We start from the raw sequence: 22,852 nt of genomic DNA, 5'->3' as shown, positions 1-22,852 counted from the left end.
GGGGCTTCCATGGAAGTCAAAGATAAAGTGAAACAGCGAAGGATGGAACGACTTCGCAATTTGCGCGAAACGTCAGATGCTTCTAACGGGAGTGGAAGTCCGGTGAGACCCTCTGGATTTAGGGGGAATTCGTTGCCAGTACAACATCATACCGAAGTACCGCTCTATGTGGACTCCGAATGGAAACGGCGAATGGAGGATCCTGAGTATGCATGGCAGCAAAAATTATTAATGGACACAGCATTAGTCGGGCGTGATTATCTGAGGGATGGTGAAAGAGGCTTGTTCGCGCCGCCTTCGCCTCGTAAGATTGCGGTCAAGCTGTTCATTAGTTGTGTTTTGTTTGCAGCACTTTACGGGATGTTCCAGCTTAATCAGCCTTGGGCTAATAAAGGGAAGCAATTCGTGACCGCTTCACTTACGAAGTCGTACGATTTCAATGCACTATCAGCTTGGTATAGTGATCAGTTCGGCGGCTCACCTTCATTCATTCCTAGCTTTAATCGAGAAGGGAATGAGGCCATAAGAGTGAATGCCTCTAAGCGCACCTTTTTTTCCCCTGCAAAGGGAAGCATTGTTACACGTTATGACGGAACTTCCCACATGGGAGTTAATTTGAATACCATTGAATTTGCACCGGTGTATACGTTGGATACAGGTCAGGTCATTTTCTCGGGAGTAGCTGTAGAAACGGGCCTAACAATTGTGATACGCCATCCAGGAGGACTTCAATCTTTGTATGGCGGATTGAGTGAGGCCGATGTTGAAGTAGGTGACTGGATGAAAGTTGGCGAACCCATCGGTAAGGCTTCCAAGAAGGATCCTGCGAAGGGGACGCTGTACTTTGCCGTTACGAAGGACGGGCATCCCGTCAATCCATCGGATGTGATCAGCTTTGATTAAATGGGCCGGAACTACGTATCGATTCCACCCCTTATTTACACTCATTATGATCGGTTCTGCCATTACAGGCTACTTCCTGGAGGCTATTACGCTTTTTGGCATCGTACTGGTTCACGAGCTTGGTCATTTGGCTGCTGCCAACGGCTTTGGCTGGAGGGTGCGGGAAGTGCAGCTTCTGCCTTTTGGGGGAGTTTTGATCGTGGATGAGCTTGGAACGGCTCCGACTCATGAAGAGCTGATTGTCTCCCTAGCTGGGCCGCTGCAGCACGTATGGATGATCCTCGTTGCGTTGCTGATGAAATGGGTGGATGTAGGTGCAAGCAGCTGGTGGGATTATTTCATTGAAGCTAATTTGATGATTGGCTTATTTAATCTTATTCCAGTCATGCCGCTCGATGGTGGCAAAGTGATGCAGTCATTATTAGGGTATTTATTGTCTTACCATAACACGATTTTATATACAGCATGGATCAGTATGATCTTAAGTCTGGTTATTATAGTCATAGCCATTTTCCAACTGATCAACGGACAACTCCCGCTCAATATATTAGTCATCGGTATTTTCTTGCTTGTATCCAATTGGTATGCCTATCGACAGCTGCCCTATCACTTTTTTCGCTTTCTTATTGGTCGCGGGAACCGAATGAGCAGGCTATTGAGCCGCGGGACGTTAGCACAGCCGATTGTTATTACGAGACATCGCACAATGGCGGAAACACTGAAACTTTTTATGCGGGAAAAATATCATTTAATCTATATCGTAGGAGAAACAGGGCGCATACAAGCCGTATTGCCGGAACAGCAATTAGTGAGCGGTTATTTGGATGGGAAAAAACCGGGGAGTGCAGTTTCCGATCTTTTCATGTAAAATAACTGTTGAGGTGAACGTGTATGAAGCAACTTATAATTCACTGCGCACCTGATCTTACACAAGCGGCATTGCTTGAAGAAAGTCGCCTTGTTGAGTATGATACGCAGTATCCGCTTGATTCTCAAAGAGCAGGCAGCATCTACATGGGTCGCATCGTCAACGTCCTTCCCGGCATGCAGGCGGCATTCGTCGATATCGGCCTTGCGAAGAATGCCTTTCTATATATAGACGACCTCCTACCCGTCCACTTGGACAAGCAGCCTAAGATTAAACCCTCAATAACGGAGCTCGCCGAAGTCGGTCAGACGTTGATGGTGCAGGTGACGAAAGATCCGCAAGGTACTAAAGGTGCAAGAGTAACAACGCATATTTCCATTCCTGGCCGCTGGATTGTTTACATGCCAGACGCTGATTATATTGCTATATCCCGTAAAATTGATTTGGATGCAGAAAGACAGCGCCTCAAACAGCTTGCCGAAGGCAGCTTGCTTCCTGGTGAAGGTGTTATTATACGAACGGGTGCTATTGGTCAAAGCGAAGAAGCGATTCGTGATGATTTGCAAAATTTACGAGAATTATGGAGTGCCATTGTATCCAAAATGGAAGAGGCACACGCGCCCGCGCAGCTATATCAAGATCTTGATCTCCTGCCTAGATTAGCCCGAGATGTCATAACGGATGACGTTCATGAAATTTGGCTAAATGATGCCAAAGTATACGAAGAGATGAAACAGTTACTGCGTAAGCAGCAGCCGAGTTGGCGGGGACGTGTAGCTTATTATGACCGCAAGATACCGTTATTTGATCAATTTGGTGTTACAGAAGAGCTGAATCAGAGCTTTAGGCGTAAAATTTGGCTGCCTAGCGGCGGGTATTTGATATTTGATCAAACCGAAGCACTTACTGTGATTGATGTGAATACAGGTAGGTATACCGGATCCATTGATTTAGAACAGACAGTTACCGATATTAATCGAGAAGCGGCAAGTGAAATTCCAAGGCTTCTGCGTCTTCGTAATATAAGAGGCATTATTATTGTTGATTTTATAGACATGAGTTCGGAAGTGAATCGAGCAGCCGTGATGGAGAACATCACACAAGCCGTTCGTAAGGATCGTTCCAAAACGATTATTGTCGGTTGGACCAAGCTAGGCCTGCTTGAGATGACGCGTAAGCGGAAATAATAATTGCATTACAAAATGTTTCTGTGATATAATACTCGGAGTGTGTTGTTTAGGCATGCTGTAACCGCACGAATCGGGTCTAAGCACGGATTTGGATTTTATCCTAACCGTCACCTGGACAAGGCGAGTCTGAGACATGAGGAGGTAATGAAAATGTACGCAATTATTGAAACAGGTGGTAAACAGTACAAAGTTCAAGAAGGCGATGTTCTTTACATCGAAAAATTGAACGCAGCTGAAGGTGAAGTTGTTTCTTTTGATCGTGTGTTCTTGGTTTCCAAAGAGAGTGGCTTAGTAGTAGGTGCTCCATTGGTTGCAGGTGCTTCAGTTTCCGCGAAAGTGGAGAAACACGGCAAAGGCGCTAAAGTCATCGTTTATAAGTACAAGCCGAAAAAGAACTATCACAAAAAGCAAGGTCATCGTCAACCGTACACAAGAGTAGTAGTTGAGAAAATCCAAGCGTAAGAGGCAGCCTTATGATCTATGTGACCATAGAGCGTCTTGCACCGGATTCACCTCAGATCTCATCTTTTGTAGTGGAAGGCCATGCTGAATATGACGTACCTGGCAAAGACCTAGTCTGCGCTGCAGTATCAGCGGTAACGTTTGGTACTTATAATTCGATTGAATCGCTGACAGGCGTGATTCCCATTCACGAGATGGAACGAGGCTTGATGGATGTTACAATTCCAGAAAGTACACGATCTGTTCCGGAGACATGGAATAAGGTCCAATTGATTCTAGAATCGATGGTCGTCATGCTACAAACCATTGCAGATAATTACGGTGACTATATAACGATTGAAACAATCTATCACAAAGGAGGATAACACCATGTTGAAATTGGATCTCCAGTTTTTCGCTTCCAAAAAAGGGGTGGGTTCCACAAAGAACGGACGTGACTCACACTCTAAGCGCCTTGGCGCTAAACGTGCTGACGGTCAAACCGTTACTGCTGGAAGCATTCTCTACCGCCAACGCGGTACGAAAATTCACCCAGGAACGAACGTAGGCATCGGTTCGGATGATACACTTTTCGCTTTGGTACAAGGCGTAGTGAAGTTCGAACGTTGGGGCCGCGATCGCAAAAAAGTGAGCGTATACCCAGTTGATGTAGCTCCTGTGGCTGCAGCTTTAGAAGCGTAATATGAATCCCTGGCGAGCGATAAGCCCGCCCAGGGATTTTTTTCTACTACGAAACAATATAGGGATCTTTGGTCGAAGACCAAAGTCTCTCATCTAAGAACGCGGTCACTCATCTTGAATGGCCGAGGGCAGAGGTTTTCTCATTTGTTTGGTGAAGTTTGCTAGTAAATCATGATATACTGGATGAACGGCTACAAAGCAGGGAGAACGGAGCGAACGGGAAATGAAGCAAGCAGGCAGCACGCAAGTTTATTTATTGGCACTTGTGCTTATAGGTTTGACGGGAATGATGTTTGTGGAACCTTGGATTGTCAGGGGTGCTTTACTACTGATCATAGTCTTTAGCGGTTATACCGCCTTCAAGTTGGAAGCGAGTAGATTGGAAGAAAAGAGGAGCCAAGAGCTCCGCCAACAGGAACAACAGTCTCAACAGAAGTTAATTCAGGTCATAAATCGCTTACGTCACGATTGGATGAACGATACCCAAATTTTGTTTGGTTATATTCAGTTAAAGAAGTTTGATAATTTACAGCCTTATATGGAAAAAATAAAAATGACTATGCAGCAGGAAAGTAATCTCTCCAAGTTAGGTGTTCCATCGTTAATTGCTTTCTTGCTGCTTTTTCGCGTCCAGTCAAAGTCATTAGAGCTGGAAGTTGAATTAGATCAAGAAATCAATCTTGGACAACTTCCTCTGCATGACGGCCTTATCGAAAGATTGGTACGTCAAACCGTGGAATGCGTTCAGGAGCATGCTGCGGCAAGTGACGGTGAAAGCGGTACACTCAGCTTGGAATTTGATGTTCAAGAAGATGGCTTACTGCTTGATTTTGTATATCAAGGCCCCTATAACCGGGAGCAACTTGAAAAAGCTGTGAAGGAAACCCTGCTTTCGAAAGTGAATTCTTTTTCGCTGGAGCAGAGTGAATGGCAAGAGGAAGAAGCGGTCATCACATTGCGGTTACCGTTTCTTACATAATAAAGGGATCTTTGGTCCAAGACCAGAGTCTCTCCTTAGTTGAGGTGTAGAAATGTTTGTTGATAAAGCGAAGATATTTGTTAAAGGTGGCGACGGTGGCGACGGTTTAGTTGCTTTCCGCCGTGAGAAATATGTACCAGAGGGCGGACCTGCAGGTGGCGACGGAGGAAATGGCGGCGACGTTATATTCCGTGTAGACGAAGGTCTGCGGACATTGATGGATTTCCGCTATCAGAAGCACTTTAAAGCGGAGCGCGGCGAGAAGGGCCGCAACAAGTCGATGCATGGTGCTAACGCAGAGGATATGGTTGTACGCATCCCGCCGGGGACAACCATCATCGATGATGACACTGGGGAGGTTATCGCCGACTTGACGCGTCATGGACAAGAGGTGGTTGTGGCCAAAGGCGGTCGAGGAGGCCGAGGCAACACACGCTTCGCAACAGCACGCGTAACAGCACCAGAAATTGCTGAGAACGGCGAGGAGGGCGTGGAGCGTTGGGTTGTGCTGGAGATGAAGGTCATGGCCGACGTCGGCTTAGTAGGCTTCCCAAGCGTTGGGAAATCCACGCTATTGTCGGTTGTCTCTGCCGCGAAGCCGAAAATTGCGGCGTATCACTTTACAACCCTTACCCCGAACCTCGGGGTTGTGGATGTTGGTGATGGACGCAGCTTCGTCATGGCGGACCTTCCCGGTCTTATTGAAGGGGCACACGAGGGTGTGGGACTCGGTCATGAGTTCTTGCGCCACGTAGAACGGACGCGAGTGATTGTGCATGTCGTGGACATGTCTGCTGCAGACGGCCGCGATCCTTATGAAGATTTCCTCAAGATTAATGAGGAAATTAAGCTCTATAATGCTAAGTTGGAACAGCGTCCGCAAATTGTTGTTGCCAATAAGATGGACATGCCAGAATCAGAGGACAATCTGGCTTTATTCAAGGAGCAGATGGCCGCTGATGGCAAAGAGTTTGAGGTTTACCCGATCTCTGCTTTGACACGAGGCGGTGTGCAGGAGCTTCTCTACAAGATCTCAGACATTGTAGAAAGTATCCCGAATGCTCCTGAAGTAGAGGGTGTAGCTGATAAAGAAGAGCGTAAAGTGTATCGCTTCGAGAAACGCGAGGAGAATGATTACACGATTCGTCGTGAGAACGATGTATTCATTGTTGAAAGTCCGTCGATTGAGAAATTGATCAAACGAACGAACTTCAGTACACAGGACGGCGTCGCTCGTTTTGCTCGTATTTTGCGTAATATCGGGATCGATGACGAATTGCGTAAACGTGGAGCCGTCCATGGGCAGACGATCCAAATTGGTGATTTTGACTTCGAATTTGATGAGAAGCATTAGAACGATAGAAACACTTATCCTAAGGATGAGTGTTTTTTTGCGTTTAAGAAGTTGGAGATTAGATACTCGAGTTGAACAGTGTACAACAATTTCCGCGGTTTCTTCTTGAAAAGCCCAGGATGTTGCATGTTGTACAAGGCTTTCGATTGATTCATTATGTCTCTCACAACTGGTATTCAAAACTCCAAAATCTGATTTTAGAGTCATTAGCTTTTATGAGGGGAGCTGGGCTATTGTGATTAGCAGTGTTGTAATATCTACAACAATTTACAAGCCCAAAGGCTATTTTGCAACTTGAAGTTGCAGTTTGTACAACATTTTAGCTCATTTGTTTGAGAAATGGCCTGTATAGGACCAAATTGTTGTACATGATGCAACAACTAATGGAAAAAGGTGAGATTTAGGTAGTAATTGTTGCAGTTTGTACAACATCATTCAACCGCGAACATGAATTCATTCATCTAGCAACCTCAATTGAGCCTAGTTGACGATTGAACACGAACTAAGACACCTCCATGCAGAGCAAGATTAGATGAATAAATCGACGGTCTCGATAATACAACATTGGCATCTACAATAGCCGAATCTTCCCTCACTAAGCTGCAAAAAAGACTTTAGAATCAAATTTTGGAGTCATGCCTATCAGTGGTTAGCTGGCATAATGCATGAATTGACAGTCTCCGCAGTACAACATTACACGGATGAGAAAGCGATTAATTATTCATACCTCTGGGGCTAACGCGGATTATCCTGCTCAATGTTGTACAAAGTACAACGACACCTGTATTAGCAAGTTAATGCTAAAGCATATACGTCTCACGCGTTGTAGCTTACTTTGCATCAACTTTTATAAATACTATCACTCGAGGACGGCGCAAACCGTTCTTTTAACGTTAAAACGCGGATTAATGTCATGAAACTTGACACGAACAAAGAAAAAGATTACGATTTTATTAATTAACATAATTTAATGTTAAAAAATATAACATTTCATGAAGTGTATCCATGAAGTGTATCTATGAAGTGTATATGAAGTGTATCTATAAAGTGTATCTATGGAGTGTATCGATATAAGGAAGGAGGAATTTTGATGAAAAGATGGATTCAAGCGATGGGAACTGGTATGCAAGGATCACGTGATTTATCTTATGATGAAGCTGTAGAAGCCGCACATGAGATGGCCAGAGGAGATTCGACAGAAGCTCAATGCGCAGCTTTCTTAATGGCACTGTGTATGAAAGGGGAAGCTGACGAAGAGTTGATGGCATTCATTGATGTTTTCCGCAGCTACTCTTTGAATTACCATACTTTTGCGGATTCACTCAATTGTGCGGGACCAACGGAAGGCCGGCAATATTTTCCCATTACACTGCCAGTTAGCCTCCTGCTTGCTTCAGTGGGTTTCTCCCAGGTACTGCATGGAGGTGATTCACTTCCGCCGAGACAGGGAACCGCAATGAAAGAACTATTAGAAAGCTTCGGCGTTGCGATAGATTTATCAGTGAAAGCATGGGAAACGATGTTGTTTCACCTGCATATTGGATTTCTTCATACCGAACAGCTTTGTCCGCCGCTTGGGAAGCTGAAACAGGTTCGCGAGCAGTTAGGATTGCGAACTGTGATGAATACCGTTGAGAGAGTTATAAATCCCGTACGTTCAATGAATATGATTATAGGAGTCAATCAGCGAAAAGCAATGGAATCTCTGATTCCCATATCTATCCGATCTGGCTTTCAAAATGTATATATTATCAATGGGATAGAAGGATCCGAGGATTTGCCGATCTACCAGAACAGTACAATAAGGATCGTGACCCCTTGGGGAGATGAGTCGCGAGTGGTTGAACCGCAGAAATTCGGCTTTCTGAGTGAGCCCCTGCTGCCTTTAAGTAAAGAAGATCAGGTTGCCATGGTGCGGCGCATTATTGCTGGAGAAGATTCAGAGGAATTGAAGCGGGAACGTGATCATGTCATTTTTAATGCGGGACTTCGGTTGACGTGGTTTGATAAAGTGGGGAGTTATGAAGAAGGTTTTCAACTAGCGGAATCGCTGCTGCAAAGGAAAGAAGCCCACAAAGTTATGCAGCGTTGGGTGGATCAGAGTCATCACTTTATGCTTCAAGATCATTCGAAAATCCATGATTCCTCCGCCAAAATTGGATAAAGGTCTTCCTAAATGCTGTAATGTATCAGCTAAGGAAGGCTTTTTTTGTTTCCATCTACCAGAGGAATTAGAGGTATGTTTCCAATTAATTGTGATCTTACCCCCCAAAAAGGAGGCCTATATTACGAATAAATATGAAGGACAACTACTTTCGAAGCCACGTAGTCTGGCGAAACGGAAGAAGAGGCGAATGATGCTCGTTCTGCAACATAAAATGCTAGGAGGCCAACATCATGAAAAAACAACTACTGACCCTCGTACTTGCTCCAGCCCTTATCTTTGGCGCTGTGACAATTCCTTTACCTAAAGAAGCTTCGGCTGCATCAACAGGTCAAATTATTAACAGTGTCAGTCTTCGCCAAAGTGCGAATGAGAATTCTACGCGTATCCGGTACTTGAAGGAAGGCGAGAAGGTTACCATCCTGTCCAAAGTGAACAGTTGGTGGTACAAAGTGAGAGCTTCTGATGGCCGTGAGGGTTACATAAGCACAAGCGCCAAATACATAAAAGCATCGGGTGTTACATCGCCTGGAAATTCCAACACGAATGGCGGTTCCGGCAGCGGTTCTGGAGCTTCAACAAGTGCAAATGTTCAAAAAATTATTGCTGCGGGGAAAAAGTATCTAGGCACACCCTATGAATATGGATCAAGTCGTGATAATACAAGAACGTTTGATTGCTCTGACTTTGTCCGTCAAGCTTTCTTGGATGGTATTGGAAAGAAGCTGCCAAGTGACTCTAGAGGCCAGGGGAGTTATGTGAAATCTCTCGGGCATGCCAAAACAAATTGGCACGATCTGAAAGCTGGCGATCTCATGTTCTTCATGTCTTACAAAGGGACAAGCAAATCGAATTACAGCGGTATTAATAAGTCAACTCAGACCATTACGCACGTGGCTATTTACTTAGGAAATGGACAAATTTTGTCGACATACTCCAATGACAGCGGTGGTGTTCGGATTGATTCAATCGAAAATCGCCACTGGGAGTATCGTTTCTTATTCGGAGGCAGCGCGTTATAATTAGCAGTTCAAAAAGGCAGAACTCGAGCAATCGAGTCTGCCTTTTTTGCTATTCTCATTAAGTCTGCAGGGGATCTACTAATGGGTTCCAGTGAATAGTAGGTTCACCTGTGTCCAGTTGAATTCCTGCTGAGCCTACCCAAGGGTGCTCGGTGAGGCCTACGCTGAAATAATGTTCAAGCAAGCAACGAAAAATAAAAGGGATTGGGCGCTCCAGCACCTGTTCTTTAGGAATCCAATGTAGATCCCCTTCGGGTGTGACGATCCGCGGGTTCACATCAGTCGTTCCGATATAGAAAAATTGCTGGCGAACTTCTTGTCCATTTAATCGAAGTAAAACATACTGCATGCGCAGCCCTTGGATTTCATCATGCTCAATGCCAGTCTCCTCCCACACTTCGCGCAAGCAGGCTGCACGCGGATTATTTAATTCACTCGGCTCCAGGTGACCGCCAATAGCAGCCCATAAACCTGGCGACAGCGAACGCGTTAAGGAGCGTTTCATCATTAGTAATTCGTTCTGGCTGTTCCAGAGGAGAGCCGTAGACATCATGCGTAATGTAATCATGGAGGCAATCCCTTTCTAATCTAGTACTATCAGCTTATCATAGTGAAGTAAGGTGCTGCAAAAGATGAAAAATTAAGATGTGAATTGCCTATTGCTTCAATCCGTATGATTCGATATAATGTCCTCTATAGAGGAACATTGGTCTTTCCAGAGAGGACGATGGTGAAGTGCCGGAAAGCAAAGATTTTTTACAAACGATCAAGCACACCGGTCCTGAGAGGTACTACTTAGTCCGGGAAGATATTTTGCCAGAAGGAGTACTCAAGACAGCTCAGGCTAAGGAGCTGCTTGCACGGGGTGAAGTGAAAACGATCCACGATGCCGTTGAACAAGTCGGACTCAGCCGCAGCGCTTTCTATAAGTATAAGGATGGTATTCACCCTCTCAGCAAACTGGAACGAGAGCGCATCATCACAATATCTATGGATTTAGAGCATCGGTCCGGGATTCTGTCTCGTGTACTGGCTCTCATTGCTAATTTGGATGGGAATGTATTAACGATACATCAAACAATTCCTCTGCAAGGTATGGCGAATGTCGTCATTTCGGTAGAGACTTCCTCGATGGGGGAAGAGATTCGTCAAATGCTTAATCGACTTCAAGCGCAAGAAGGGGTCAAGCGTGCCATGGTCATCGGTCAAGGCAGTTAAGATAGAAAAAATATTCAGGAGGTAACATACATGAAACCCATCAAGGTTGGTTTGCTCGGATTAGGTACAGTAGGAACAGGTGTAGTCCGCATTATCGAAGGACATCAAGAGGATTTGCAGCGTCAAACAGGCTCGTCCATTGAAATCTCAAAAATTTTAGTACAAGATAAATCAAAGCTTCGCAACATTTCCGTGGATGCAAATAAACTGACGGAACAAGTATGGGACGTTATTAGTGATAGTGAGATTGATGTTGTCGTTGAAGTTATGGGCGGAGTTGCAGCAACCAAAGAGCATATTTTAACTGCGCTAGGCAATGGCAAGCACATCGTGACAGCGAATAAGGATCTTATGGCCATGCATGGCGCTGAAATCTTGGCAAAAGCAGCTGAACACGGCTGCGATGTATTTTATGAAGCTAGTGTTGCCGGCGGTATTCCGATCATTCGTGCACTCGTAGAGGGCTTCTCCTCTGACCGTATTACGAAGATTATGGGCATTGTGAACGGTACAACCAATTACATTTTGACTAAAATGAGTCAAGAAGGCGCTGCATATGCCGATGTCTTGAAAGAAGCACAGGATCTTGGCTACGCAGAAGCAGATCCAACATCTGATGTTGAGGGGCTGGATGCCGCTCGTAAAATGACCATTTTATCGACACTTGGCTTCCATGCCAATGTTGCTCTTAGTGATGTTGAAGTAAAAGGCATTTCGAAGGTATCCAAAGAAGATATTCAATACGGCAAAAAATTAGGCTACGAAGTGAAGCTGCTTGGAATTGCTGAAAATCATGATGGTCATATCTCTGTGAGTGTACAACCTACTATGGTGAAAAACTCGCATCCGCTTGCTTCCGTAAATGGTGTGTTCAATGCTGTGTATGTAACAGGCGAAGCAGTAGGTGAAACGATGTTCTACGGTGCTGGAGCAGGCGAGCTGCCGACGGCAACATCTGTCGTAGCAGATTTGGTTGCTGTTGTACGCAACTTGAGGCTGGGTGTGAATGGACGTACGGTGCTGGCGCCTTACAAAGAAATGAAGCTGAAGACGGACGAACAGATTGCTTCCAAAAACTTTATTCTTCTGCACGTTGAAGATAAAGCGGGTGTACTTGCACAAATTACGCAAATTTTCGCTCAGCACGAAGTTAGTTTGGAGTCTGTGTTCCAGCACCCGAACCAATCCAATCCGAAGGCTGAAATTATTATTATCACGCATGATGCGAACCAAGCCAGTATGAAAAATGTGCTGAGACAATTCGAATCCATGGATGTTATTCACGCCATCAAAAGCGTTTATCGCGTAGAAGGCTAAATTATTGAAAAGAGGCGCAATTTCGAAATGAGTTATAAGGCAGTGCAAAAGGTAAGAGTGAAAGTGCCGGCAAGCACGGCAAACTTAGGTCCTGGCTTTGACTCACTGGGGATGGCCTTGAACTTATATGCCTGGATTGACATGGCAATCTCGAATGAAACGACGATTCGCTTGATCGGCGATCAGATGAACGGAATTCCAACGGACAAGTCCAATTTAATTTATAAAGTCGCGCAAATGGTATTTGAACAAGCGGACGTTTCTCACCCTGAACTGGATATTTCCATGTATAGCGATATTCCACTCACACGCGGTCTAGGCAGCAGCGCGTCAGCCATTGTTGGTGCGCTTGCCGGCGCCAATGCCCTAATCGGGAACAAGCTCACGCAATATGAGCTGTTCCAAATCGCTAGCCGCCTGGAGAAGCACCCGGACAATGTCGGGGCCAGCTTGTTCGGCGGGATCGTGGTTGCGTTCTGGGACGGCGAGAAAGCCGAATCTATTCGAATAGAGCCGGACGCTAATTTGGAAGTGCTGGTGGCGATACCAGCGTTCCAGCTTGCTACAGAGAAGGCGAGAAGCGTCATGCCGAAGCAAGTACCCATGAAGGATGCGGTGTTCAACCTCAGCCATTCCTCCTTACTTGTTGCCGCGCTAGCTACCTGCAACCTGGGGATGATCCGTCATGCCATGAAGGATGCGCTACATCAGCCTTACCGTGCAGAGCTCATTCCGGGCATGAAGACGCTGCTTGAGCAAGCGGAGAACCATGGTGCGTTAGGGGTTGCACTCAGCGGAGCTGGACCGACGATGCTTGCGTTAGTGGATGCAAGAAGCGGCCAGAAAGAGGAACTCGAGGCATTCCTGAAGGACACGCTTGCTAAGGAAGGAATTGAAGCGCAGACGCTATGGTTAAAGCCGAGCGGAGAAGGTGTGGCGGCAGTTCTGCTGCAAGAAGGTGACGGGGATCTGTTATCCTTCGTTGAAGGGGAGGTTCTTGCATGAAGCGGGTTGCCATCTTAGGACCGAGTACCTTTTCGGAAGAAGCCACCCGTCATTTTTTGGGTGAAGACTTTACTTACGTTTCATACAAGCTAATTTCTGAAGTGTTCAATGCGACAGCGTCAGGGGAAACGGATTTAGGGGTCATTCCCATTGAAAACACACTTGAAGGATCCGTTCATTTACATGTCGACTGGCTCGTTCACGAGGTTGATCTGCCCATTCGGGCGGAGTGGGTTTTTCCCATTGATATGAATCTCATAGGGTTTCCGAATCCTGACGGACAAGTGGAAGCTTCGAATCCATATGGACATATTCGCAAGGTATTATCTCATCAGGTCGTTCCTGCACAGTGCAGTAGATTTATGAAACAGTATTTGAGCGAGGCAGAGTTTGAGCAAGTAAGCTCCACGGCAGAGGGAGTACGAATAGTATCAACGCTGCAGGACCATACCGTGGCTGCTATCGGAACGGCTATTGCATCTACAAACTATGGTGTTCCTATGCTGCGAAGAGAAATACAGGATCATAAAGACAATATGACCCGGTTTTTGCTGGTTGGTACCGAAGCGTCAGAACTAAAGTCCTCGGAAGACATGAAAACAACTATTCTTGTCACACTGCCTGAAGATTACCCAGGTGCCCTGCATCAGGTGCTCTCTGCCTTCGCTTGGCGCAGAATTAATCTTTCGAAGATTGAATCCAAGCCGACGAAGAAGAAACTCGGTACTTATTATTTCTATATCGATATTGCTGGTTCCCTGGATTCCGTTCTCCTGCCATCTGCCATTCAAGAAATTGAAGCGATTGGTTGTCAGGTTCGAATTTTGGGTTGTTATCCGAGTTATTCATACACGAGTTAATACCGTTCTTCCCTTGCGTTCATTACGCGAGGGATTTTTTTTGTCCAAAAGGGGCAAAAGCCTAGGAACCTGCATAAACTGTAATATCATTGTGACTAAGCGAATGCTTACGAAGCAAGTTTTCTTGCGAGAACTCGAGATTATGCTTACCAAGCAGTTTTTTTAACGAAACTCGAGTTTATGCTTACGAAGTAAGTTTTCTAACGAAAACTCTAAGGAGGTATGGTGTTGAAAATCCACATTGTCAAAAAGGGCGATACCCTGTACGAGCTTGCAAAAAAATATCAAACCACGTTGGACGAAGTCATCGCACTTAATCCGCAAATTGCACAACCGGATCATCTTGACATCGGGATGAAGGTGAAAATACCTTCCAAGCCGAAGCCAGTTGATCCGCCTGCTTCAGATTACGTTTATAAACACGTTGTGGAGCAGGGTGATAGCTTATGGAAGCTTGGTAAGGCTTGGGATGTACCCCTTCAAGATATGATTAAAGCAAATCCTCATCTGAAGAATCCCAATGTACTTATGACTGGTGAAATTGTTTATGTGCCCAAGATGCATCATGAGCACGTAGGAATTAAGCCGTTATCGACGTCTAAACCATCGACAGAACCATTTGCGCAAGTCCCATCAGCTCAGCCATGGGATGTTGCAGAATCGTATCAGCAACCATTTATGCCGATTGCAGAAGAGCCGATAAGCCAAGCGCCGCCTGCGCCGTATGTAGAATCGATGCCGTTAGCTGAGCAACCGTTTGTACCTTCGCCGATGCCCACTGAGCCAGTCATTCCTGCGCCTGAGCCTGGGGTTATAGGTCTCCATGCACCCTACGAGCAGCAAGCGGTCCACCCCTTCCAGCAGTTTCACATTAAAGCGACTGAGGTATTTGCCTATCCAGGTTCCGAGCAGCAAGAGGTGCCAACTTATCCGGAGTTTTCACCGTATCAGCAGTCACAATATGAGCAATTTCCGTATCATGCAGAGCCAACCTCCTATCCAATGAGTCAAGATGGCTGTGGCTGCGGAGGCCAATCGATGATCGAACAGCCTTGGACGACATTCCCGGCTGGTTATCCAACCGGAACAGTAGAAAGTCCATGGGATGGTTATCAGCATGGCTTTCCAACAGTTCCTGGGATATATCCTCCAGCTTCACCCTATGATATGCTACAAACAGCACATAATCCGTTTGACTACCAGCAGGCTCCTTATGGCATGCAGCAGACTGGACATAATCCATATGATTACCAGCAAGCTCCTTATGGGATTCCTTATGCTGGAGCTCATTATCAAGCTCCTTATGAGTCGCCTATTATGCCACAGGTCCACACGCATGAGCTAGCGAAAGAAACCGATACAGAAGAAATTGTTGAAATTGACATCCGTAATGATAAGAAGGCAAATAGGTCAAGCAGCAATTCTTCAAAAAAAGTGAAATTGTCAGGTACAGCAGCACTTAATGCTTTCTTGAAACGTCAACAAAGAGCTTCTGAAAAGCAGGACGCCAAGCAAAACGCACCTTGGATTAACTTCTGAGAATGAACAAGAAGCCTCCTAAACCACAGGATTTGTGGAATAGGAGGCTTCTTAGTTTCGTTATGCTATGGATTAGGCGATCATACCCAATGTGAAAAAAGTCATTAAACCGACAACGAAATTCATGCCCCATTTTTTGCGAAGCAATTCACGCCCGCGGTGTAAACGAGTTTTCACTGTAGTAATCGGTAGGTTCAGTTTTTCACTTATTTCCTGAAGAGAGAGCTCTTCCAGATAATATAGTGTAATGATACTTCTATATTTGTCAGCTAATTTATTAATGGATGTATGCATATGCTCTTGAACTTCTGTTTGGAGAACTACGTGCTCAGGCGACTGATCTTGGCTTGCAAGCTTACTGTAATAGCTGTAATCATCGTCATAATCGTTCAGCTCGGCATCTAAGGATTGAACAGGTCTTTTTTTACGCAGCAAGTCAATGGCGACATTTTTACCAATTCGATAAATCCAAGTAGAGAAGTTCTGACTTTCATCAAAGTGGTTTAAGTTCAAATAAACACGGATAAATGTTTCCTGAACAATGTCCTCAGAATCAGGCCTGTTATGCAGCATACGAAATGCAAGTTTCTGTATTTTGTTTCGGTATAACTCGACTAGCTCCACGAAAGCGTTGCGGTCGCCCCGTCTGGATAATTGAATTAATTGAAGTTCTGCCACATTCATGCTGTTCCCCTCCTAATATAGGAATCTTTGAGCGTAGCTCAAAGTCTCTCTGCTTTGGGATCTTTGAGCTTGCTCAAAGTCTCTCCGTTTATAGTTTTCGTAAGAAAACTTGTATCGTAAGCTTAGCATTTGCCTTTTGAAATATATATCGGTTTCCCTGGATAAGTATGAGAATATTTCATCTACTTCTGACTATATCATTTCTGTGGCTACAGTCAAATTATAAAGCTAGGGAGAGCTCATTTTATATCCATTTGTTACCGAATTCATGGATGTTTGGTGACTTTTCTGAGATGGAGATGGATATGAGGCTGAGGTTGAACGCGGTGAGGTTACACCAGATTCAATTTTTTGTACTTCATTCCAAATGGCGACTGCCCCCCATAACAGGACAACTCCTATAATCAGGAGTGTTGTACGTTTGATTCGTTTCCTACCGTTCATGATTGGGCTTCACCATCCGTCTTGATTGGTTTCATACTCTCCCTCTATGGTAAATGATGTATAGTGCCTCATGCAAATGGAAACAATACGGAAAAACGAGAATAGAAGGGGATATCGGTGAATGTACTGCAACTTTTGAGGCATTTGAAAAGGAAGCTGCGTTGGAAAAGAAGTTGGTTGACTTTAGGAATGTTCTTTACCGTGGTTATGGTTAGCTATATATTATATGCAACTGGGAGCCGTCTAAGTGCTGGTGATAGCCCTGAAGCGGTTAGATCGACCTTTGCTGGTCTTACACCGGTTGACGATCAACGTCTTCAAGAAGCAACGACAATGTTGAAAAGAATAACGGATAGCAGAGAGGGCTATTTGCTTAAGAAATATGTTTGTGGCGAAGAGCGAAGTCAGTTGGGCCTGCAAAGCCCTCAAGAATTATTGGAATTGCAAATGAAGCACCCTAATTGGTTGCTGAGCATAGGTGCGAATGGAGAGGTCACTTTTACCGAAAATATCGATGATTTATCGCCGGAATGCAAGGAAAAGGCGGTATTCGGCATCGACGGCAGCAGCAATCTGTCTCTATTTAATGGAACGCCGGCCAAGGATAATGTGATTCGAACATTTTTTCAATTAAATATTAAGCATTTAGAAAGCAGTCTTCCACGCGAAACGGTGGAGCAGCTCCATGAAGGGATCCGAGTCACTGATTTGGAGGAGTATAATAGCGTATTATCAACTTTCAGCGATTATGCCATGCCGCCCCAAGAGATTGAACGGGCAATGACAAGACCTTAAGATAGGTGATAGTAAGATGAAGAGGTAGATCGGGAGATTCCTGAGTCTATCTCTTTTTTTTGTTATCTGCTATAATGAAATGACTACATATGTTCGCTTTTTTAAAGATGGGAGAGAATTGCAGTGCGTATTCTGGGTATTGATCCGGGGATCGCGATTGTTGGTTTTGGCTTTATTGATAAGATCGGGAGTAAGCTCATTCCTGTGCAGTATGGTTCAATTCAGACCGAAGCACATACGGACCCTGGGATCAGGCTGAAAGATGTCTATGATGCTACGACGCAATTAATAGAGAAATATAAACCGGACGCGATGTCGATAGAGAAATTGTTCTTTAATCGGAATGTAACGACGGCATTTACTGTAGGACAAGCGCGGGGTGTTATGATTCTTGCGGGTGTTCAGGCTGGGTTGTCGATTGCTGAATATACTCCACTTCAAGTCAAACAATCCGTTGTTGGCTACGGGAAAGCGGAGAAACACCAAGTACAGGAAATGGTCAAAATATTACTAAAACTGTCCCAAGTGCCTAAGCCTGATGATGTGGCCGACGCGCTTGCTATTGCTATTTGCCATGCCCATTCTTCTGCTTTGCAATCTAGGATAAATGAGGTCAGGAAAAGATGATAGATTTCTTAAGAGGGAAAGTTGCTGCACGCGAGAGCGACTATGCGGTGCTGGATGTAAACGGGGTGGGTTATCGTGTATTTTGTCCGAATCCCTATGCGCTGCCGCATAAGGAAGATGAAGCTGTCACGATGTTCATTCATTATCATGTGCGTGAAGATGCTCATTTGCTATTCGGCTTTATGTCACGGGATGAGCAGTCCTTGTTCCGCTTATTGCTTGATGTAACGGGTATTGGACCAAAGGTTGCACTGGGCATTCTTGCTGCAGGCGGAAGACCAGAAGCTGTGATTCTAGCAATTAGCCAGGAGAATCTAGCGTTCTTGACAAAACTCCCTGGCATCGGAAAGAAGACAGCACAGCGGATTATATTGGATCTGAAGGACAAATTGGGTTCGGTAAGCTTCTCAAGTCCGGAAGCTGCGGTTGCTTTAAGCGTGGTCGGATCGGCGCAGCTGACCGATGGCGGTCATGCCTGGAGCGAAGCGAAGGAAGCGTTGATGACGCTTGGCTACACGGAAGCAGAAGCTGATCGTGCATGGTTGCAAGTAAAGCCGAAAGCGAATCCGTCGGATTCTGTTGATGTGCTGATGAAGCTTGCGCTGCAAGCTTTGTATACGATGTAGTTGAAGAGGATTGGGCATGACTTAGCCAGTGCTTACGAAGTTAGTTTTGCTAAAGCAAAACTCAGTGAATGCTTACGAAGTTAGTTTTGCAAAAGCAAAACTCTTAGGAGGATCAACATGGACAATGACCGGATTATATCGGCTAATTTAATGATGGAGGACAACACGATTGAGTACAGCCTACGTCCTCGTTATTTGGCCGAATATATCGGCCAGAAGCAGGCGAAGGAAAACCTCAAGATCTATATTGAAGCTGCCAAGATGCGTAAGGAAGCGCTAGATCATGTGCTGCTGTATGGGCCGCCTGGGCTCGGCAAAACGACACTGTCCAACATCATCGCCAACGAACTTGGCGTGAATATAAGAACGACCTCCGGCCCTGCGATCGAGCGGCCGGGCGATTTAGCTGCCATCCTGACGAATTTGCAGGAGGGCGATGTGCTCTTCATCGACGAAATTCACCGCCTCCACCGTACGGTGGAAGAGGTGTTGTATCCGGCGATGGAGGACTTTGCCCTTGATATTATCATCGGCAAGGGGCCGAGCGCACGCTCGGTGCGTCTAGACTTGCCGGCGTTTACCTTGATCGGCGCGACGACACGCGTCGGATTGCTTTCTGCGCCGCTGCGCGACCGTTTCGGGGTCGTCAGTCGGCTGGAATTTTATACGGTGGAGGAGCTCACCTACATCGTCAGCCGAACGGCCGACATCCTACAGGTCGGCATCGTCGGTGAAGCTGCGCGCGAGATCGGCATGCGCTCGCGGGGAACACCGCGAATCGCGAACCGCTTGCTGAAGCGGGTGCGCGACTTCGCGCAAGTGAAGGGCGATGGCATTATCATGCTGGACATCGCCAGAGAGGCACTCAAGCTCCTACAGGTCGATGACCTTGGGCTTGATGAGATTGATCATAAGATGCTGCGCGCCATCATTCAGAGCTTCCAGGGCGGCCCGGTAGGGCTCGAAACGATTGCCGCCACTATCGGCGAAGAGAGTCAGACGATCGAAGACGTCTACGAGCCTTATTTGCTGCAAATTGGATTCTTGCAGCGTACCCCTAGAGGCCGGATGGTAACGCCTCAGGCCTATCATCATCTAGGTTTACCGGTGCCGGAACAACGGTAATTCATGATCTTTTGCCGCTGCCGGAAGGCGGGCAAAGGATTTTTTTGTTTTCCGTCAAGTTGTTCGCTGCTAGAAAGTATTTTTTTCTGTTGGGCTTAGCGGTACAAGATGTTTTTTGTTTTAGTCGACCTTTGCTTGTACAAGAAAGCTTTTTGCACTTTTATACGACATTGCATCGGAGGAGCATATTATTTTCATTCTTGGGGGTGCCGTCATAGACGTCATGATTGCTTCTACAAAGTTGAAGGTGTAGAGGAGTCTCTGAAGCCCGAGCGCAAATTATAGCTATATTGTACATTCTGCAACAATTTCGGTGCTTTACATGGTTTTACTCAGCGATTGTTGTACTAAGTACAACAGTCTAAGGCCGCACCTGTTCATTTAGTCTTCTCAGTAGAAATTGTTGTATGTTTTGCAACATGAGGATGAGAGTGGGGGAAATTCGATAGCAATGTTGTACTTTCTGCAACAGCCGAAGTCCTTTAAGGCTTTAGATGAAGGATTTTTTCACATAGGAGTTTAAATACATAAGATAGTTTGGTTTATGAAATTGACTCAAGATCAACTTTTTAGAGCACTGGTGTATCGAGGGATGGGCTCTTTAGCAGCATCAATAAACAATTTACTAGAGAAATTATTGTTAATTTTGCAATGTTACACGTGATGCAGCAATGAATGTATGATGTTTTTTTGACTATGTAAATATTCTATCTACCAAAACTTCTTCCAATTTCTAGAGTCTAATTTAGTAGAATGCTGCGAAAGAAAGGAAATTGTGTCGAATGAATTGGAGAAATAAGCTGCTTACCCCTAGGAGAATAGCTTTGATAACGACGGCCGCTTTGACCTTTGGAACATACCCTGCGCTGGTGCCCCATGCAAATGCTGAGGGGATCAAACATTTGGATCAGATTCGTGTTGCACTTTTGATAGATTCAAGCAAATATAAGAAAGTAGAACCTGTAGTTACCCTTACTGCATCTGGAGGACTGGATATTGCTGTACGTACTTCAGCCGGTACTGCTGCTAAGCCGTGGGCTTCGATTCCGGATGCTTCGATTCGACTGTCAATTGATCAGTATAGCGTAATTATGCTCGAAACGGTGGACTACACAGCAGCCAAAGCCTTATATGCTAAATTAGCTGCGATGCCCGAAGATAGCTATGTGTTAAGTAGAGTGAAACAAGGCAGAACGGTGTACCAAGTTTATTACGGCAGCTTCCCTTCTAAGGAAGAAGCCGAGGGCGCTGCGGCGCAGGCGCTTAAAGATACAACGGTTTCGGCGTTAACGAAATCGGCTCTTCCTGTATTTAAAGGTCCACTGCATTGGAATGTGGGTACGTTTGCTGATGAGGCTTCTGCTTTGCAGCAGTTGCTTGTGTTTAACCAAGCGGGACTCGAGGCCGATATTGCGCTGCAAGAAGATGCAGCAGGTAAACTAACCTATAGCGTATGGGTAGGTAATGAAGCTACTACAGGACAGTTAGAAGCAGTAAAACAAGCGGCGTTACGCGCAGCTCCCAACTTGCCTTTACAACCCGCGAATACGAAATCATCCTATTTACTTCGCAGGTCGGATGTGACGGCTTCCTCGAATGGCTCCGCTTCGGTGCTTCATTATGCCGCGGCAGCTGGTGATCAAAAGACGGTAATCCATCCAAAGAGTCAGGGAATTGCAATCAAGGAGCGTGCTAACCTCAGTTACCGCGGAGACATGGAAATAAGTACATATCATGGTAAGTTAGCCTTGGTGAATGAAGTGCCGATGGAGCAATATTTATATGCTGTCGTAGGCTCTGAGCTTAGTTCCGGTTGGCCAACTGAAGCGTTGAAGGCACAAGCTGTAGCTGCCCGTACGTTTGCAATCAAACAGGGAAATAAGTATGAGATAGCACAAGTTACGGATACAACGTTAGATCAGGTTTACTTTGGGATACAAAAGGAATTTGCTGCGGGAATACAAGCTGTTGATGCGACGAAAGACGAAGTATTATCAGATAAAAATGGACTGATTTCACCAGTATTTTCTTCGAATTCAGGCGGGATGACTGCGGATCCCTCTGAAGTGTGGGGGAATCCATTAGCTTATTTGCGTAGTGTACCAAGTCCAGATGATGGTGCTGAAAAAGGGAAGGCCATTTGGTATCGCATTCAGTTAACCGATGGTCGAATGGGCTACGTACACAGCATGTATCTAAAAGACACTGGTCAGAAGGGTAAAGAGGGCGCTTCCTACTACGAGGCCACGGAACAAGGTGTAAATGTCCGGACAGCACCTTATGTAGATAATACAGCTAATCCTTCGATCGCTCAGCTTTCCAATAAAGAGAAAGTGTTAGTGTTGGGCCAAGAAAAAGAATCGAATGCCTATTCTTGGATTAGAGGTCCTTACACAAGTAATGAGATCAAAAGTAAATTAGCGGCTGCCAATGTAGTTGTAAGCGGAGATCTGCAATCACTTGAAATATCGAAGCGAGGACCTTCGGGGAGGGTGACCGAACTTAAAGCGAACGGAGTTGTGGTGAAGGTGCCTTATCCCGATGCATTACGTGCGGCACTCGGAGGATTACCCAGTACCCGGTTTGAAATTGTACAAGCAGGAAGTTATACTGGTAATACCCCAAATCCTATTGGCCTAGCGATTGCTGGTGCAGGAAGTAGTGAGACAAGTAACGCTGGCTCTGATTCGGTCTATGTGCTGTCGGGTGGTCAATCACAGCCTACAGCCTTGAAGATAACCGATTTAACTGCTCTAGGCACAGCGGGACAGTCGAAACCGACGTCTTCGCAAGTAACCCCTGTGACTCCTTCTAATCCACAAACATCAGGTCAAGGCAATCAGTTCATTTTCCGTGGAACAGGCTTTGGACACGGACTTGGCATGTCTCAATGGGGTGCAAGAGGCTATGCCGAATTAGGTTACGATTATAAGAAAATACTTCAGTCTTATTATGCTGGAGTCAACATAACTAAGGAATGAATACACAA

Annotated in this window: 22 protein-coding genes and 1 other annotated feature; of the genes, 20 read left to right on the top strand and 2 right to left on the bottom strand. The window is 45.5% G+C overall.

Annotated elements, in window-relative coordinates; all coding sequences use genetic code 11:
* The first annotated feature begins 9 nt into the window (after positions 1-9).
* The 10 genes from ASD40_RS26765 (at position 10) to ASD40_RS26720 (ending at position 9,623) form a co-directional block, all read left to right on the top strand.
* A complete protein-coding gene (locus ASD40_RS26765) occupies positions 10-903 on the top strand; it encodes a M23 family metallopeptidase (RefSeq protein ID WP_057306151.1) in 894 nt (297 codons plus the stop codon).
* Positions 896-1,771, top strand: coding sequence for a M50 family metallopeptidase (locus ASD40_RS26760; RefSeq protein ID WP_057306150.1), 876 nt, complete (start codon positions 896-898; stop codon positions 1,769-1,771). The genes ASD40_RS26765 and ASD40_RS26760 overlap by 8 nt, the downstream gene beginning before the upstream one ends.
* 23 nt (positions 1,772-1,794) lie before the next feature.
* A complete protein-coding gene (locus ASD40_RS26755; protein ID WP_057306149.1) occupies positions 1,795-2,958 on the top strand; it encodes an Rne/Rng family ribonuclease in 1,164 nt (387 codons plus the stop codon).
* A 52-nt stretch (positions 2,959-3,010) separates the two neighbouring features.
* Positions 3,011-3,099, top strand: a sequence feature (ribosomal protein L21 leader region).
* A gap of 12 nt (positions 3,100-3,111) precedes the next feature.
* Positions 3,112-3,423, top strand: a complete 312-nt coding sequence (rplU, locus tag ASD40_RS26750) for a 50S ribosomal protein L21 (RefSeq protein WP_029194673.1) — start codon at positions 3,112-3,114, stop codon at positions 3,421-3,423.
* Positions 3,424-3,434: 11 nt separating this feature from the next.
* Positions 3,435-3,788, top strand: coding sequence for a ribosomal-processing cysteine protease Prp (locus tag ASD40_RS26745; protein ID WP_029194674.1), 354 nt, complete (start codon positions 3,435-3,437; stop codon positions 3,786-3,788).
* Between the two features lie 4 nt (positions 3,789-3,792).
* The gene (rpmA, locus tag ASD40_RS26740) at positions 3,793-4,104 is read left to right on the top strand and encodes a 50S ribosomal protein L27 (protein WP_029194675.1); all 312 of its coding nucleotides are present in this window, start codon (positions 3,793-3,795) and stop codon (positions 4,102-4,104) included.
* A gap of 223 nt (positions 4,105-4,327) precedes the next feature.
* Entirely contained in the window at positions 4,328-5,083 is a 756-nt protein-coding gene (locus ASD40_RS26735) for a Spo0B domain-containing protein (RefSeq protein ID WP_057306148.1), read from the top strand.
* Positions 5,084-5,135: 52 nt separating this feature from the next.
* A complete protein-coding gene (gene obgE / locus ASD40_RS26730; protein ID WP_057306147.1) occupies positions 5,136-6,437 on the top strand; it encodes a GTPase ObgE in 1,302 nt (433 codons plus the stop codon).
* A gap of 1,090 nt (positions 6,438-7,527) precedes the next feature.
* Positions 7,528-8,601, top strand: coding sequence for an anthranilate phosphoribosyltransferase (locus tag ASD40_RS26725; protein WP_057306146.1), 1,074 nt, complete (start codon positions 7,528-7,530; stop codon positions 8,599-8,601).
* A 233-nt stretch (positions 8,602-8,834) separates the two neighbouring features.
* On the top strand, positions 8,835-9,623 hold the full coding sequence (locus ASD40_RS26720) for a C40 family peptidase (RefSeq protein ID WP_057306145.1): 789 nt from the start codon (positions 8,835-8,837) through the stop codon (positions 9,621-9,623).
* A gap of 58 nt (positions 9,624-9,681) precedes the next feature.
* On the opposite strand, the gene ASD40_RS26715 is transcribed toward ASD40_RS26720, so the two are convergent.
* On the bottom strand, positions 9,682-10,191 hold the full coding sequence (locus ASD40_RS26715) for an NUDIX domain-containing protein (RefSeq protein WP_057306144.1): 510 nt from the start codon (positions 10,189-10,191) through the stop codon (positions 9,682-9,684).
* A gap of 167 nt (positions 10,192-10,358) precedes the next feature.
* Here ASD40_RS26715 and ASD40_RS26710 point away from each other — a divergent pair, with 167 nt between their 5' ends.
* The 5 genes from ASD40_RS26710 to ASD40_RS26690 all read left to right on the top strand — a co-directional run bounded on the left by ASD40_RS26710 (position 10,359) and on the right by ASD40_RS26690 (position 15,562).
* On the top strand, positions 10,359-10,841 hold the full coding sequence (locus ASD40_RS26710; RefSeq protein WP_082562464.1) for an ACT domain-containing protein: 483 nt from the start codon (positions 10,359-10,361) through the stop codon (positions 10,839-10,841).
* 30 nt (positions 10,842-10,871) lie between these two features.
* Positions 10,872-12,158 (top strand): homoserine dehydrogenase, encoded by a 1,287-nt coding sequence (locus tag ASD40_RS26705; protein ID WP_057306143.1) that lies wholly within the window; start codon positions 10,872-10,874, stop codon positions 12,156-12,158.
* A gap of 27 nt (positions 12,159-12,185) precedes the next feature.
* Positions 12,186-13,163: a homoserine kinase gene (gene thrB / locus ASD40_RS26700; RefSeq protein ID WP_057306142.1), complete on the top strand. Its 978-nt coding sequence runs from the start codon at positions 12,186-12,188 to the stop codon at positions 13,161-13,163.
* Entirely contained in the window at positions 13,160-14,023 is an 864-nt protein-coding gene (gene pheA / locus ASD40_RS26695) for a prephenate dehydratase (protein ID WP_057306141.1), read from the top strand. The genes thrB and pheA overlap by 4 nt, the downstream gene beginning before the upstream one ends.
* A 228-nt stretch (positions 14,024-14,251) precedes the next feature.
* The gene (locus ASD40_RS26690) at positions 14,252-15,562 is read left to right on the top strand and encodes a LysM peptidoglycan-binding domain-containing protein (protein WP_057306140.1); all 1,311 of its coding nucleotides are present in this window, start codon (positions 14,252-14,254) and stop codon (positions 15,560-15,562) included.
* 72 nt (positions 15,563-15,634) lie between these two features.
* Here the strand turns inward: ASD40_RS26690 and sigW are convergent, their stop codons facing one another.
* Entirely contained in the window at positions 15,635-16,246 is a 612-nt protein-coding gene (sigW, locus tag ASD40_RS26685; protein ID WP_057306139.1) for an RNA polymerase sigma factor SigW, read from the bottom strand.
* A gap of 561 nt (positions 16,247-16,807) precedes the next feature.
* Here sigW and ASD40_RS26680 point away from each other — a divergent pair.
* The 5 genes from ASD40_RS26680 (at position 16,808) to ASD40_RS26660 (ending at position 22,844) form a co-directional block, all read left to right on the top strand.
* Positions 16,808-17,485, top strand: coding sequence for a BofC C-terminal domain-containing protein (locus tag ASD40_RS26680; protein WP_057306138.1), 678 nt, complete (start codon positions 16,808-16,810; stop codon positions 17,483-17,485).
* Positions 17,486-17,608: 123 nt separating this feature from the next.
* Positions 17,609-18,112 carry a crossover junction endodeoxyribonuclease RuvC gene (gene ruvC / locus ASD40_RS26675; RefSeq protein WP_057306137.1) on the top strand — a complete coding sequence of 168 codons (504 nt, stop codon included), beginning with the start codon at positions 17,609-17,611 and terminating at the stop codon, positions 18,110-18,112.
* Entirely contained in the window at positions 18,109-18,738 is a 630-nt protein-coding gene (ruvA, locus tag ASD40_RS26670) for a Holliday junction branch migration protein RuvA (RefSeq protein ID WP_057306136.1), read from the top strand. The genes ruvC and ruvA overlap by 4 nt, the downstream gene beginning before the upstream one ends.
* A gap of 117 nt (positions 18,739-18,855) precedes the next feature.
* Positions 18,856-19,863: a Holliday junction branch migration DNA helicase RuvB gene (ruvB, locus tag ASD40_RS26665; protein ID WP_057306135.1), complete on the top strand. Its 1,008-nt coding sequence runs from the start codon at positions 18,856-18,858 to the stop codon at positions 19,861-19,863.
* A gap of 782 nt (positions 19,864-20,645) precedes the next feature.
* Positions 20,646-22,844: a SpoIID/LytB domain-containing protein gene (locus tag ASD40_RS26660; RefSeq protein ID WP_063870838.1), complete on the top strand. Its 2,199-nt coding sequence runs from the start codon at positions 20,646-20,648 to the stop codon at positions 22,842-22,844.
* Positions 22,845-22,852 lie beyond the last annotated feature (8 nt).

This window comes from Paenibacillus sp. Root444D2 (genome assembly GCF_001426375.1).
In the GTDB taxonomy this organism is placed as follows: Bacteria; Bacillota; Bacilli; order Paenibacillales; family NBRC-103111; genus Paenibacillus_E.
Note: the sequence above shows the minus strand (reverse complement) of the source record. Positions and strands in the feature narration are given on the sequence as shown.